12 protein-coding genes are annotated in these 14,938 nt (G+C 45.7%); 8 read left to right on the top strand and 4 right to left on the bottom strand.

Translation table 11 applies throughout. The annotated features are described in order from the left end of the window. Positions 1-127: 127 nt before the first annotated feature. The 5 genes from CLV98_RS06145 to rfbD all read left to right on the top strand — a co-directional run bounded on the left by CLV98_RS06145 (position 128) and on the right by rfbD (position 5,491). Entirely contained in the window at positions 128-1,561 is a 1,434-nt protein-coding gene (locus CLV98_RS06145; protein ID WP_229203243.1) for a BamA/TamA family outer membrane protein, read from the top strand. 100 nt (positions 1,562-1,661) lie between these two features. After that, on the top strand, positions 1,662-2,252 hold the full coding sequence (locus CLV98_RS06150) for a hypothetical protein (protein WP_109673411.1): 591 nt from the start codon (positions 1,662-1,664) through the stop codon (positions 2,250-2,252). A 32-nt stretch (positions 2,253-2,284) separates the two neighbouring features. Further along, a complete protein-coding gene (locus tag CLV98_RS06155) occupies positions 2,285-2,995 on the top strand; it encodes a peptidylprolyl isomerase (RefSeq protein ID WP_109673412.1) in 711 nt (236 codons plus the stop codon). A 402-nt stretch (positions 2,996-3,397) separates the two neighbouring features. After that, entirely contained in the window at positions 3,398-4,453 is a 1,056-nt protein-coding gene (locus CLV98_RS06160; protein ID WP_109673413.1) for a porin family protein, read from the top strand. A 123-nt stretch (positions 4,454-4,576) separates the two neighbouring features. Next, the gene (gene rfbD / locus CLV98_RS06165) at positions 4,577-5,491 is read left to right on the top strand and encodes a dTDP-4-dehydrorhamnose reductase (protein ID WP_109673414.1); all 915 of its coding nucleotides are present in this window, start codon (positions 4,577-4,579) and stop codon (positions 5,489-5,491) included. On the opposite strand, the gene glgP is transcribed toward rfbD, so the two are convergent. The 4 genes from glgP to CLV98_RS06185 form a co-directional block, all read right to left on the bottom strand. Then, positions 5,480-7,129, bottom strand: coding sequence for an alpha-glucan family phosphorylase (glgP, locus tag CLV98_RS06170; RefSeq protein WP_109673580.1), 1,650 nt, complete (start codon positions 7,127-7,129; stop codon positions 5,480-5,482). The genes rfbD and glgP overlap by 12 nt on opposite strands. A gap of 126 nt (positions 7,130-7,255) precedes the next feature. Then, entirely contained in the window at positions 7,256-7,927 is a 672-nt protein-coding gene (locus CLV98_RS06175) for a hypothetical protein (RefSeq protein WP_109673415.1), read from the bottom strand. A gap of 89 nt (positions 7,928-8,016) precedes the next feature. Continuing rightward, positions 8,017-8,589 (bottom strand): hypothetical protein, encoded by a 573-nt coding sequence (locus CLV98_RS06180; RefSeq protein ID WP_109673416.1) that lies wholly within the window; start codon positions 8,587-8,589, stop codon positions 8,017-8,019. Between the two features lie 126 nt (positions 8,590-8,715). Continuing rightward, positions 8,716-9,480 carry a 3-keto-disaccharide hydrolase gene (locus tag CLV98_RS06185; protein WP_109673417.1) on the bottom strand — a complete coding sequence of 255 codons (765 nt, stop codon included), beginning with the start codon at positions 9,478-9,480 and terminating at the stop codon, positions 8,716-8,718. A 382-nt stretch (positions 9,481-9,862) separates the two neighbouring features. On the opposite strand from CLV98_RS06185, the gene CLV98_RS06190 reads away from it, so the two are divergent. From CLV98_RS06190 to CLV98_RS06200, 3 genes are read left to right on the top strand one after another with little or no spacing between them, the layout of a single operon-like run. Then, positions 9,863-10,894 (top strand): LacI family DNA-binding transcriptional regulator, encoded by a 1,032-nt coding sequence (locus tag CLV98_RS06190; RefSeq protein WP_109673418.1) that lies wholly within the window; start codon positions 9,863-9,865, stop codon positions 10,892-10,894. Between the two features lie 46 nt (positions 10,895-10,940). Continuing rightward, entirely contained in the window at positions 10,941-12,782 is a 1,842-nt protein-coding gene (locus tag CLV98_RS06195) for a 3-keto-alpha-glucoside-1,2-lyase-like domain-containing protein (RefSeq protein WP_109673419.1), read from the top strand. Positions 12,783-12,807: 25 nt separating this feature from the next. Beyond that, the gene (locus CLV98_RS06200) at positions 12,808-14,736 is read left to right on the top strand and encodes a c-type cytochrome (protein ID WP_109673581.1); all 1,929 of its coding nucleotides are present in this window, start codon (positions 12,808-12,810) and stop codon (positions 14,734-14,736) included. Positions 14,737-14,938: the final 202 nt, after the last annotated feature.

Consider the following 14,938-nt stretch of genomic DNA (forward strand, 5'->3'; position numbering starts at 1 on the left):
ATTTAACACCAATCTTAGCAGGCACCGAAACGGAAAAATAACCCTGGATAGGTCATTGGATATAATTAAACAGTACTTTTGAACTATAAATGAACAATCAAGTCTTAAATTATTGCCCGTCAATCATTTGAAATTATTCGGATCGGGAAGGTATACCAATACCCTCCTTTTTTTTCTCGTACTATTGCTTTCCCCCGTAGTTGGCCATGGCCAATCGGAGGTCGACAGCCTATTGTATCCCTTGAAAGTAGGCCAAATCTATTTTGAAGGAAACGAAAGAACCCGCCCCTCTATCATTAGAAGGGAGATGGCCATCGCTACGGGCGATCGCTTCGATAGCCTAGGACTAGCCCATGCGCTGGAGATAGACCAACGAAAAATCATCAATACCAATCTTTTCGTGACGGTAGACATGCTTACCAACCCCGGCCAAGACTCCACCACCATCGACATCACCGTAGTGATGAAAGAGCGCTGGTATTTTATATTTTTACCTATTTTCCAACTCGCCGACCGTAACTTTAACGAATGGTGGTACGACCGCAACCGCGACATCCGTAGAACCATATATGGCAGTTATTTTAGTTATGGAAATTTGACAGGGAGAGCCGACAAGCTCAAACTTTTAGCCGAATTTGGCTTTATACCCAAATTCGACGTCACTTACTCGTTGCCTTATATAGACAAGGCCCAGAAAACGGGTATAACCGTGGGCGCCTCCTATTCGATAAATAAAACCACTGCCTATAGAACCTGGAACGATAAACTCAGTTATTTCAACAGTGAGGACATCAACAAACGCAGATTTTACACCTTTATCAATCTGACTCGGCGCAACAAGTTTTACAGCTATCATTCCCTGGACCTCCGCTGGAGCAACACCAGTATTTCAGACACCATTGCTCGGCTTAACCCCAACTACCTGGATCGGAATAACAACCAGCAACGCTATTTTCAGCTGACCTATAGCTTCGCTTTCGACAAAAGGGATAATGTTCAATACCCGCTCAGAGGGCAAAGCTGGGGCGTGCAGTTCTCCAAAATAGGCCTGCTTCCCTCCGACCAGGTCAACACCGCCTACCTTTACGGATCGTATCGGAAATATATCCCCTTGAGTCCCCGATGGTTTGCAAATACCGGTGTAAAGGCGAGGCTATCCTTCCCCAAGAGCCAGCCTTACCTACAACGAACCGGACTGGGTTACCGCAACGACCTCGTGAGGGGCTATGAACTATATGTGATCGATGGACAAGACTATGGCCTATGGAAGAATGAAATTAAATTCAAGTTATTCTCCTGGCGCAAACAATTTGACTGGATCCCCATCCGTCAGTTCAACACCATTCCAATAGCCGTGTACCTCAATACCTTTGCCGACGCCGGTTATATTCGTAACACAAAGCCCGAGCTTAGCAATACCCAGTTGGGCAACCAACTATTATTGGGAACTGGCACCGGCGTCGATATCGTGACATTCTATAATATTGTAGCAAAATTTACCTATAGTTACAACCGTCAGCGCGAGGGTCGGTTCTTCTTTAACCTGACACGCGATTTCTAATAATAAATTTCCTATCCCGCTTGCTCTTAGTTATTTTTGTGAAAAGATTTTACAATTTTACATCATCTAACAATCTTACCTCTTTCTATTTTAAAGCACTATGAAGCCATTCTTTTTACACACTGGACTTTACGCTCTTTTGTTTTGGTCTTTGCTTTCGGCTTGTCAGCCAGGCTCTAAGGAGGCTACCGATGCCGCTGCGGACAGCCTTGCCCTTAACGACCCCATACAGAACGAGCTCAACAGCAACCAATCCCAGTTATTAGAAGAAATATTTAGCAATAGCACCGAAGGGAGTGTTAGAGGCATTTCCATTGGCGATGAACCCAGCAAAGTAAAAGCGCTGGAGACCTACGAAATGTTTGAAGAGTCGGCCGACCATCTAGGCTACACCCACGAAACCGACCAACACGAAACCATCGATATACAGTACCATCTTTCCGCGGCAGGCGTTGTCAATAAAATCGAAATCGACGTATACCTGAACAGCCCAGAGGCCACCAAACAGCTATGGGAATCTGGCAAAAACTACTTTACCGATAAATATGGGGCGGGTACTGACCAACAAATGGTGTACCAATGGAATGAATCCACGATGACCGTTTTGATGGAGGACGTTACTAAAGGAAAGGACTTTGGACTCAAATTTTTGTTTGCGCCCAGGTCCAAACAAGCCCTCGCTCATAACTAATTACCTTCACCAATTATCGAGATCAATAACCAATGTCATTCAAGAAAAATCTGCTTTTAAGCCTTTTACTGGCTTCTACTTTTACTTGTAGCTTCGCTCAGAAAAAAACAAAAAAAGATCAACTCGTCACGATCGAAACCAGTGAAGGCGTAATGCACCTGGTACTTTTCGATCAAACGCCCTTGCATAAAGCAAATTTTCTAAAACTAGTGGATAAAAAGTTTTATGACGACCTACTTTTTCATAGGGTAATCGACGACTTTATGATTCAGGGCGGTGACCCCGACTCCAAACAAGCACCTGCCGGGACGCTCCTGGGAAAAGGAGATATTGGCTATACCATCCCTGCGGAGTTTTCGGCAGCCTTGTTCCATCAAAAAGGAGCCCTAGCGGCGGCTCGAAACGACAACCCAGAAAAAGCATCCAGCGGCTGTCAGTTTTACCTGGTACAAGGCAGAAAATGGACTGCCACCGAACTTGAGTTTCAGCAAACCCGGGCGGCACGCCCATTTACGGAGCAACAAAAAACTATTTACCAAAACATCGGCGGCACGCCCCATTTGGATGGGTCCTATACGGTCTTTGGACAGGTAATCGATGGGTTGGCGGTAATCGACAGAATAGCCGCTTTACCAACGGGCCAACGTGACCGACCCGAAAAGAACATTGCTATGAAGATATCGTCAAAGAAAATGAGTAAGAGAAAAATCCATCGCAAATATGGATATAACTACTCAAACTGATCCCTGGGCACCCACCCCAGGCACGAACATCCACCTACACTGGGGGGGGCAGTGTGGATCAAACACTTTGGTAATACTGCCCCAATTATTCCCATTTTTTAATTCTTTCAAAAAATACCTAGCGCTCGATCTTTTTTGAAAGTTTGGTTATTACTTCCATCCCCCCGAACTCGACCTTGCCTCACAAAACACTACTAACAAGGCATTTAACGGATATGTTAAGGTAAGAAAAGGCGGCATTTATTCGGCTCCGTTAGGAAAATGGACTAAAAATTTGATATTTTCTGGACAACTAAAGGACCCATGGCAAGGTTTTTTTGTATTAATTTATAAGTAAAACCATCTTTAGTATGGATTGACTCTTAGAGTTACACTTCATCAATAAACTTTAATTTAAGAAAAATGAAAACGATTCTGCTATGCACATTCCTCTTATCAGCCACTACTGCACCTGTCATAATGGCTCAGACGACTACCAAAGCCGATAAAAAAGACAAATCTGCTAAGGTCATAGAAAACACGGTGGTGGTCGATACGGTAAAAAAACAAGAGACTATCCGCGATATCACGGAACGGGTTGTTGAAACAACTTATAAGAATTACCCTCAACAAGCCGGCCAGCCTACGATCATCATCAACAACATTATATTACCGCCCGACTATCAAAAAAATAACCAGCCGAACATAAATAAAACTCAGGCTCCAAAACCAGATATGAGCACGGGCCTTAGTGCTGCCCAAGAAGATGAAGAATATCAGGCTTGGCTGCGGGAACGCAGGTACCGTCAGCAGGAATTCATGATGGATAGCCGCATGAATGAGAACAATCAAGCATCGAATTTTGGAAACAATTTCGGCGACCAACAGTCGGATGAACGCAAGGGCAAAAGTCTTGAAGAACGCCTAGGAGAGCGACCAGCCAGAAACTCAGGCATGTGGATCATACCGATGGTAGGACTTCATGCGCAGGATTTCGACACCTCTTCCGACAATGACGAGATCAACGGGAGAGCAGGTTGGAATGCCGGTCTTGACTTTAGAATTCGCGCCAATCGATTCTTCGTACAGCCTGGTGTACACTATTTTAACTCCTCGCTCGAAATCACTGAGAAGGACAGCGTAGAACAGAAGTCGTTCACTGACGGCCCTAGGATCCATACCTTAAAAGTACCTATGATGGTGGGGGTATATTTAACCAAAGCCAACAGTGGTTTCTTTAAGTTCAATGTAAAAGGAGGTATTGTAGGCAACTACCTACTCTCGGTCGACAATAGCACCCAAACCTCCTTTAGCAAGGATAACCTCAACGAGTTCTATTATGGAGCCAACGCTGGAATAGGCCTAGAGTTCGGGTTTATCACCTTAGACGTTTCCCACGAATGGGGTATTAGCAAATTTGTAAAGAGTAGCGATAAAAACAATAATGTACTTCGAGCGACAATAGGTTTTAAAATTTAATAAATAATATTGAGGTTCAAAATAATGGCCAGCCCTAGTAAAGTGGTTGGCCATTATTTTTGGTACACGGCCTAATTTACCTAAGTTTAGTACTCCGTTTGGAACACAAAAGAAAAAAGCAGCATGCCCCCAAAGAAACGCATATTAGTAACTGGAAGTAATGGCTTATTAGGCCAAAAACTCATCTCTCTCCTAAGTGACCAAAAAGAAGTTTTTACGATTGCCACCGCCATGGGGCCCAACCGCCTCCCCTTCCAGGAAGGCTATGTATACCATGAAATGGACGTAACAGACCCAGAGAGCCTGGAGGAGATCATCCTACTTACCCGTCCCGAAGTCATTATTCATACGGCTGCCATGACCAACGTGGACACTTGTGAATTACAAAAAGATGCGTGCTGGAAATTGAATGTTAAAGCGGTGGAGCACCTGATCAAAATCTGTGAGCGTGAAGATATCTTTTTACAGCACCTGTCCACTGATTTCGTATTTGATGGCAACAAAGGCCCATACATCGAAACGGACCAGCCTAACCCCATCAGCTTTTATGGATGGAGCAAGTACGCCGCCGAAATGGCCATCCAACATGCCTCCTTGCGCTGGGCTATTACCCGTACCGTCCTAGTATATGGCATTGCGCACGATATGAGCAGGAGCAATATCATTTTATGGGTCAAAAAATCCTTAGAAAATGGCCAGTCCATTCAGGTGGTTACCGACCAATACCGAAGCCCAACCTTGGCGGAGGATTTGGCCATGGGCTGCTGGCTCATAGCACAGAAAGAAGCCCAAGGAATTTTTCACATTTCGGGACCCGATCAGCTATCTCCTTATGAGATGGCCCAGCAAGCCGCCAATTACTTTGGACTCGACCAAGGGCTTATCGGCCCCACCGACGCTTCCCAGTTTACACAACCCGCTAGACGCCCTCCCAAAACGGGCTTTATACTCACCAAAGCTAGAAATGAGCTAGGCTATAATCCCAAGAGTTTCTTGGACGGCCTAAAGGTGCTTTCCAGGCAACTTTTAGTTATATAATTTGGTATAGTACTCTTGAGCCATCCGGTCCGAATCGAAGGCAGTCGATACGTCGTCCATGCTGCGAAAGACCATCTTCGTCCAGATATCGGGCCGATCGTAATAGGTGGGTAATACTTCAGCGTTTAGGCAATGGAACAGATTGTTGGCGTCGATTCCATTAATATCTCCTTCCTGGATAGTGGGCAACAGGAATGCATTCTGCTGGTGAACAGCAAATTCGCATATCCATCCGTCGAAGGTCGACAAATTGAGGCTGGCGTTCATGGCAGCGGTCATCCCACTGGTGCCCGAGGCTTCGCGCGTTACCACCGGAGTATTCAGCCATACATCGGCCCCCTGTTTTAGTAGCTTCGACAAGGCAAGTTCATAACCCGTGAGCACTGCCATATTGGGAAAGTAGTGACTCAGATAAAACAATTCATTAAAAGTTTTGATGGCTCCTTCATCCTTTGGATAGGGCTTCCCCGCCCATATGACCTGTATGGGATATGGGCTATCATTCATCAGTTTTTTAAACCTTTCCAAATCCCAAATCAACATATCGGGCCGTTTATAGGTAGCAAAACGTCGGGCCCATACCATGGTGGCCACATGAGGATCGAACAGTTTTCCGGTTTGGTCCGCCACTACCTCCAACAATCGTTTTTTTAATTCGAGCTTTCGAGCCCTCAACGCACTGGTATTACGACTAATACGGGCTACTTCCAATGGTTCATCTACCCAATAGGATTTTTTTTGAGCATTGGTAATATGGATGATTGGGCAGATCTGCCCGTGCCCTTCCCACATTTTACGAGCCACCTCTCCATGTAACTGGGATACTGCATTGGCTTTTTTACTCATGCTCAATGCAGCCAATGTATGATTAAACACATCACCCCTATGGCCACTTATCTCCCGGACTTCCTCTAAGGTAAGATCGCCAAAGAATCCGAGCGATTTTAGATAAGCCATATCATGTTTTTCATTACCGGCCTCCTCGGGAGTGTGGGTCGTAAAGACCACTTGGCTTTTTAGTTTATCTAGATTTCGACCATCTTCATATAGATAGAAGGCGGCAGATAAGGCATGGGCCTCATTGAAATGATAAATATCAGGCTGATGGCCTAAGGCTTTCAACAATTTGACTCCGCCAATGCCCAAAATCATACATTGAGCCACGCGTGTTTCAGGCGTATTATCGTATAGATTATAACTGATCGCCCTGTCTGCTTCGGAGTTCCCGTCGGTATCGGTAGTGAGTAAGAACAAAGGGGCCGTATGGAACACATGGGGCGGCAAATAATAGGCTGCTACCTGTACGCTTCTACCCCCAATGGGTATTTCGAAACGAATCTGAGAATCTACCAAAAAATGATACATCTTTTCATGATACTCCGGAGTCATGCTATTGTCCCGCTTCCGTCCCTGGTCATAATAGCCATACTTCCATAGCATCCCGACCCCCAGCAGATTTTGCCCTAAGGAATAGGCACTCCGCATATGCGACCCCGCAAGAAACCCCAGCCCACCCGAATATATCTTGAGGGACTGATCGATAGCAAATTCCATTGAAAAATAAGCGACGGACCTTGTATAGGGTTCGGCCACTTCAAATGGCATTCTGAAAGGAATATTAAAATCAGCAGTTTTCATCATGTTGTTTTGGCAAGACGATCCAAAGATAGAAATAGTGTTATTCTGAAGATTATATAGGCCCTAACCCACCAAAAAAGCTTGCCAACACAAGGTCGACAAGCCCATTTCTGACGGTTCTATTCTTTATTTTCCGAATAATCTAGCCCAAAACCCTTTAGCCTTCGCTTGTGTTTCTTGCAAGGTTTCTCTTACTTCATCTTTAAGTTCAGACAGTTCCATTTCAGCCTTGGCCTGCATTTCCTTCGCCTTGGCTTGGGTCTCTCTTAAAACCTCCTCCGCTTTATCCTTGGCATCTTCATAGGCCTCTGAAGCATCTTCCTTCAGGTCGTCTAACTTGGCTGCCGCTTCGGCCTTAAACGCTTCTACATCTTCCTTTAAGTCTTGCGACAATTCCTTAGCCTTCGCCTGAGCCTCATCCAGCTTTTCGGAGGCCTCTTCTTTCAAGTGTTCGGCCCGCTCGGACATTTCATCGGCCATTTCCCTTACTTTCTCCTTCCCCGAGGCAATGTTGAGTTCTACTTCATTCTGCAATTGAGAGGCCTTATCCGACAAATCGGCGGTTATGTCTTCCACCTGTCCCTTTATGCCGGCACCGCTTTCGTTTATTGAGTCCTTGATATCGGCATTTATCCCTTCGTCTGATATCTTTTCAGACGCATCTTGGACGACCCCCTCCACCTCTTTTGAGATATCCTCTACCGATTTGGCTGGCTCAGAGGCCATATCTTCAATCGCTTGCTTTTTTTTATTCAACAAATCATCCGATTCATCCGATGCCGGTTTTATGTCAGACATGGCCCTGTAGTTTAAGTGAAACAAATTGGAAACAGACTAAAGCTACAAAGTTGCTGCCAAACCTGCAAAGATTTAGAATATGATTTTTATCAAGCTAACCTTCTTATGATCAATTTTTTAACTACTTCGTAGAATTGTTCCGGCATTAAGGTCCTCCATCCTAAGAATTCGAGGGTTCCACCAAAATTAATGTAATAATCTAGCCTAAATTTATCCCATTCCTGGCAGATATGCAGTCTGAAATTCAATGCGGTAATCCAGCCATCTTCTACTTCTTCAAACCACTCGGCATAGTAATCGTCAGAATCGGTATTTCCATGAAAATCGAGTACATTCTCCCCTAAGAGTATAAACTGGTTGACCCCTTCGGCTAAAATAGGGTCGATCACCTGTCTTTTGAAGAACATAATATCATTATGAATGGCATCGTTCCATTCACCAAAAAGCTCAATGATAGCGAAAGCCTTGGTATAATCTACATAAAGCACTTTTACATAGAGCGTCTCCGTCCCAATAAAATCCCATAAGGGGTGCACATAATAGCCGTAAATATCATTCTCGTAATAATTGAGGTTATACGTACGCTTATAGAAGGGCGATCGCTTATCGCGGCTAGCTACATAGTATTTCTCCCAATTATAGTATGGTTCTATTTCTTGCATGGTTCCATTGGTTTGTAATAAAGGCCATCCAAATTCTATTCCAGGCGCTAATATACCCCTTGCAACAAAAAAGCACAGCAATCCGATTCGATTGTCTGTGCCTTTTTAAAAATAATTATTACCAGCCTATAATTCACGAATCCATATATTCCTGAAACTGGTGGTATTATTATGATCCTGCAACAAGATGGGACCTCGGCCATGTGGCTCAATGGTAGGCTGGCCTACATAAGGAGTAGTTCCCTGAATCATGGTATGGTTCTGTACCAACACGCCATTATGCAAAACCGTAATATAAGGAGGAATGGTCATCATGCCATCCTTATTGAAGTGAGGAGCCGTATAGACTACGTCATAGGTTTGCCACTCTCCAGGACCTTTGCTGGCATTGACCAACGGCATGGTTTGCTTATATATAGAGCCTGCCTGTCCGTTGGAATAGGTCCTATTATTATAACTATCCAATACCTGAAGTTCATAAATCCCCTGCATAAACACGCCACTATTACCCCGGCCTTGACCATTCCCATCGACTACGGCAGGGGTACGCCATTCGATATGCAATTGATAATCGCCGAAGTTTTGCTTGGTCTTAATATTACCCGACTTAGGTACCACGGTCATAATACCGTCACTTACCGTCCAGGGTGCAGGTGAGCTTTTGCCATCTGCCAAAACCCAGTTGTCCAAATTGCGACCATCGAATAATACAATGGCGTCCGAAGGTGCGGTAAACCCTGACACCGACTGATCGGCTTTCCCCGCCGTAACGATTCTGGGCTCAGGAGACCATAATTCACTCGACTCTGGAGTTTGCTTTTTGGGTTGAAGCTGTGCTTGCGCGGCAGCTACCGAAAGTAGGCCGACAATTACTAATGATAATCGTTTCATAAAAAATATTTTTTTGGTAAAAGTAAGAAGCAAATCAGGAGTCAATTTTACTCATAGATACTCCTTGGCCACGCCCCTTGGAATAAGAAACTCCTTGGTACGCACCATCTGCTCTATAATCTCAAAGCTAAAATAATTCAAAATATATTACAATGCTAAATCGTTTTATTGTTAATTTGCCAGTTAATAGGTAAAAATAAGCGGGTAATATCTTTTTGTGGAGACATTGTATGCCCCCTCTATAGACCATGAATCGTCTATATTACAGGCATTTAATTAAGAACAAAACCGATCAGCCCTAGTAAAATGGCTTCCATCATAGCGGAGGCTAGCCAGGGTACGAGTACAAGATTTAATTAGGAAAATAGCGAGAAGTAACGGTATGAAAAAGTTGTCTATACGAGACATCGGCAGGGAACTGGGCGTTTCAATCACCACAGTTTCTTTTATCCTCAATGGCAAAGCCAAGGAGAAAAGGATTTCCGAAGCCCTTACGAAAAAGGTTTTAGATTTCGTAGAGAAGGTTAACTATACCCCCAATGTAATGGCGCAAGCCTTGCGAACGGGAAAGTCAAAATTAATTTGCCTGATGGTAGAAGACATCTCCAATAACTTCTTCTTCTCGCAAGTAGCCCGCCTTATCGAAGAAAAGGCGCATAGCAATGGCTACCGGGTAATTTTTTGTAGTACCGACAATGACAAAACAAAGACCAAGGAGCTCATTAAGTTGTTTCGCGATCGATTGATCGATGGGTATATCATTACCCCTCCCGAGGGGATCGAAAAAGAAATCGTCCGACTCCTCGACGACAATATCCCCGTCATACTTGCCGATAGAAACTTGCCCGGCTTACGGTGTAGCTCGGTGATGGTCGACAATTACGAGAGTTCCTTCAACGCCACCCAGCACCTTATAAACCAAGGGTTTGAAAATATTTCGTATTTTTCTATAGAATCCAACCAGCCGCAAATGGCAGACCGGCTCAGAGGCTATGAGTCGGCGATGGCCAATGCCAACAGACAGCCCTTGGTAAAAAACCTGGACTATTATGCTCCGGCCGAAAAGAATATCGAACAGATAAGCGACTATATTCAGCAGAACCCTCAAATAGATGCCATATTTTTTGCCACCAACTACATCTGCAACTGGGGGCTTGAAGTACTGAGAAAATTGAAATATAAAATACCCGATCGGGTTGGACTGGTTTCTTACGACGATACCAATCTATTTAAATTGTACAATCCATCGATAACGGCAGTAGCTCAGCCTATAGAACAGATTTCGGAAAACATCCTTAGACTGATGCTGGACACCCTGCACGGAAAATACGAAGCCAAGGAAGTCCATGAAGTAGTAGTGCCCGCCCGCCTGTTGGTACGTGAGTCGTCGATTCGGCAGGTAGTACCCGCTTAATCTTTTTTCCAATATAATTGTAAATAACCATTTCTAACCTATAAATATGTACAACTCAAAAAGAAAAGCCCTTTTTGCCGTTCTGATCGGTTTGGCTTCCTGTTTTCCAGCGCACTTCGCCTTGGCACAAACGATAAGCCTGGGTAGTCTGAACGATTTTAAATCACCCCCGTCTAACTGGAAAGTGGTAGGTGATGCCACCGTCCAACTGGACAAAGAAAACGCCATGACCGCCAAAGCGGGTGAAGGCATTCTGATGAACACCCATCAAAAAGGCAAGTATGGGAGTCAATATGAGCTAGTGTCCAAATTACAGCACGGAGACTTGGACCTTGAGATGGACTTTATGATGGCCAAAGGTTCCAACTCCGGTATTTACCTCCAAGGCAACTATGAAGTCCAGCTGCTCGATAGCTGGGGAAAGAAGTCGGTCAATTATGGTGATTGTGGTGGGATATACCATCGCTGGGACGACGCTCGCCCCGAAGGCGAAAAAGGCTATGAGGGCTATGGTCCTCGCTACAACGTAGCCAAAGCGCCAGGGCTATGGCAACATATCAAGATTTCGTATCAGGCCCCCCGATTCGACGCCAATGGTAACAAAATCGCCAATGCCCGATTCTTGAAGGTAGAATTGAATGGAATTACCATTCACGACAACGTGGAGGTGAGTGGCCCTACCCGGGGTGCCATGTCGGCCAAAGATGTGGCCTTCGGCCCCATACGTATCCAAGGCGACCATGGATCCCTCGCCATCCGGAACCTAACCGTCAACAATTTTGACAAAAAACCGGGTGTACTGAAGGACCTCACTTATAAGACCTATTACGGATCTATAGAGGAGAATGCCGACCTTTCTCAACTAACACCGGCTCAAACAGGCAGCAGCCCGGCATTGACCTGGGAAGTATTAAACGAAAACAATAATTTCAGCCTGGTGTATAACGGACAGTATGAGGTGGCTACTGCGGGCACCTATCACTTTAAGTTGCAGGCGGCAGGAAACTCTTACCTAAAGATAGATGGTAAAACGGTACTCCCTACGGCTTGGAAAAACAGCAATGAGAGACGCACCGTAGATGTAGAGCTTACTGCTGGACAGCACACCATAGAAATACTCAATAACAAGCGTGACGGATGGTTAAAACCAAGCCTGGGCCTATGGGTATCGGGACCTGGCTTCCGTGAAGTAGGCTACAACACCAAGGGCGCTTCTGTGGGTGGCGGCGGCACCGACCCCATCCTTATCGAAGCTACTTCGCCTACTGTAACGCGTAGCTTCATGGATTTCAGATTGACGCCCAAGTCTAAAAATCACCGCGTGGTACATGCCGTATCGGTTGGTAACCCTGCCAATATTCATTATACCTACGATATGGATAATGGAGCAGTATTTCAGGTATGGCGTGGGGACTTCCTGGACGCTACCCCCATGTGGCACAGCCGCGGCGACGGTTCTTCCCGTCCCTTGGGAAGTGTAGAACGCCTTGGCGACGAAATGCTCCTAGGAATGGCGCCCAAAAACGCTGCCTGGGTAACGGACACCACCGGTAGCCAGTACCGCCCAAAGGGTTATGAATTAGACGAGAATGGCATCCCGACCTTCCGCTATGAGGCCTTTGGAACGAATATTACCGACCACCTGGCCATCGTAGATGGAAAGTACCTGGAAAGGACCCTTACTCAGTCCCAGGTAGTTGGTGGCCTAACGGCGCGAGTGGCTCAAGGAACCAAAATAGAAAAAGTAGCCAACAACTTGTATGCAGTTAACGACAAAAGCTACTACATTCAGTTGGACGAAAAAGCCGAAATCAGAACGGTAAATGGCCAACAAGAACTTTTAGTACCGTTGAAAAACAAGGAAACCAAATATGCCATCCTATTCTGATAAACGCCTGAAAAATAAATATAAAATGAAAAAAATAGCACAAATAATCATCCTCATCTTGGCTGTTATGCCCATGCTGAGGGCCCAGGAATCTCCTAAGGAAGAAGATTTTTATAAAATCGTCACCCCCCCTATTCCCGAGGGCATTATATTAGAAGTCGGTGGGCTGATCACCTTACCAAACGGTAATTTGGCACTTTCGACGCGCCGTGGTGAAGTATGGATCGTAGAAAACCCCACGAGCAGCCGTCCTTACTTCAAAAAATTCGCTACAGGTATGCACGAAGTATTAGGACTAGCCTATAAAGAAGGCGCCTTATACTGTGCTCAGCGTGGAGAATTGACCAAGCTCATCGACAAAGATGGTGACGGACAAGCCGATGTATACGAAACGGTATATGCATGGCCTCTATCGGGACATTACCATGAGTACTCTTTTGGCCCCAAGCTGGCACCAGATGGAAGCTTTTTTGTGAGTGGTAACGTAGCCTTCGGCGACGAAGAATGGTGGAGAGGCGAAAGCCGTGTACCTGGCCGTGGCTGGATCTTCCACATTACCAACGATGGTAAGTACGAGCCTTGGGCAACGGGGGTAAGATCTCCAGCGGGGATTAGTATGATCAACGGCGAGCTTTGGTATACCGACAACCAAGGCGACTGGCAGGGTACAGGAGGAATTTTCAGGGTTAAAAAAGGCGACTTTATGGGCCACCCTGCAGGACTACGCTGGGCCGAACTTCCAAACTCTCCTGTAAAGCTTACCGAAAAACAATTTTTCGCCGAACGCGACAATAGGCAGCACCGCGACGCCAACAACCGCGCCATTAAACCTGAAAACACGGGTAATGAAGAACCTCAATTCCTGTATCAACTGAAGGAAAAGTATGATATGGTGCGCCTTCCGGCGGTATGGCTCCCTTACGGTGTACACGGCGTGTCTACGTCCGAACTCATACTGGACGATACCAAAGGAGGATTTGGCCCCTTCGAAGGACAGGTCTTCGTAGGAGATCAAGGACAGAGTAATATCATGCGGGTAGTACTGGAAGAGGTAAAAGGAGAGTACCAAGGTGCTTCAATAGGGTTCCGCAGTGGATTCCAGTCGGGTGTATTGCGTATGGCCTTCGATAAAGACGGATCGATGTATGTAGGAGAAACCAACCGTGGTTGGGGCTCTGCCGGCGACGCCAACCAAGGACTTCAGCGCTTAGTATGGAATGGCCAAATGCCTTTCGAAATGTATACTGTAAAAGCCAAACCCGATGGTTTCGAAATCCAGTTCACCATGCCTGTCGATCGTAAATCAGCGGAAGACCTTAGCTCTTATTCTGTAAGTAGCTACTTGTATAAGCACTACCCCGTATATGGTAGCCCGCCGATCAACACCGAAGAACTAAACATCAAAGGTGTGAAGGTATCCGAAGATGGAAAGACCGTTCGGTTGGTGATCGATAACCTACGCCAGTACTATGTACATAAGCTATCCCTCAACGGGGTAAGAGCCGCCAACAACTATTGGTCTCTGGTACATCCCGACGCTTATTATACCTTAAATAATATCCCGGATGGGGCAAAGCTCCCCGCTTCAGAATTGAAGACCACCCGGAGTACGAGCGTGAAAGCGGCTCCTAAAGCCCCTGCTAAAGAACATGTATCTCCAGACGGGAAAGGTCAAAAAACCGCTTCTGCCGCTACTCCTACTTGGGAAGAGGTGAAGCCCCTTTTGCAAAAAAACACTTGCCTGGCTTGCCATACCATCGATAAAAAAGTGGTAGGACCGTCTTACCAAGATGTGGCCAAAAGAAAATATACCAACCAGCAGATCGTAGACCTTATCTACAATCCTAAGCCCGAAAACTGGCCCGACTATGCGACCCCCATGGCTCCTATGGCTCAGGTTCCTAAGGCCGACGCTGCTAAGATCGCAGCATGGATTAACAGCCTCGCTAAATAAGGCTTAGCCCCATTAAAAAAAGAGTGTGGAGCGCTTGGAAGTAATTCCTAAGCCTTCCACACTCTTTTTTTTGAGGAGCCTCCCTCCTAAGGTATTGGGCTATCCGTGAATAGCCCCATTTCGCCTACAGGCGCTACCAGCAACGAAAAACGAATATCCGCCGTTTTTTTGGTAACTTTCCTCATTAAAAGACTCACTATTC

The organism is Dyadobacter jejuensis (assembly GCF_003149085.1).
In the GTDB taxonomy this organism is placed as follows: Bacteria; Bacteroidota; Bacteroidia; order Cytophagales; family Spirosomataceae; genus Dyadobacter; species Dyadobacter jejuensis.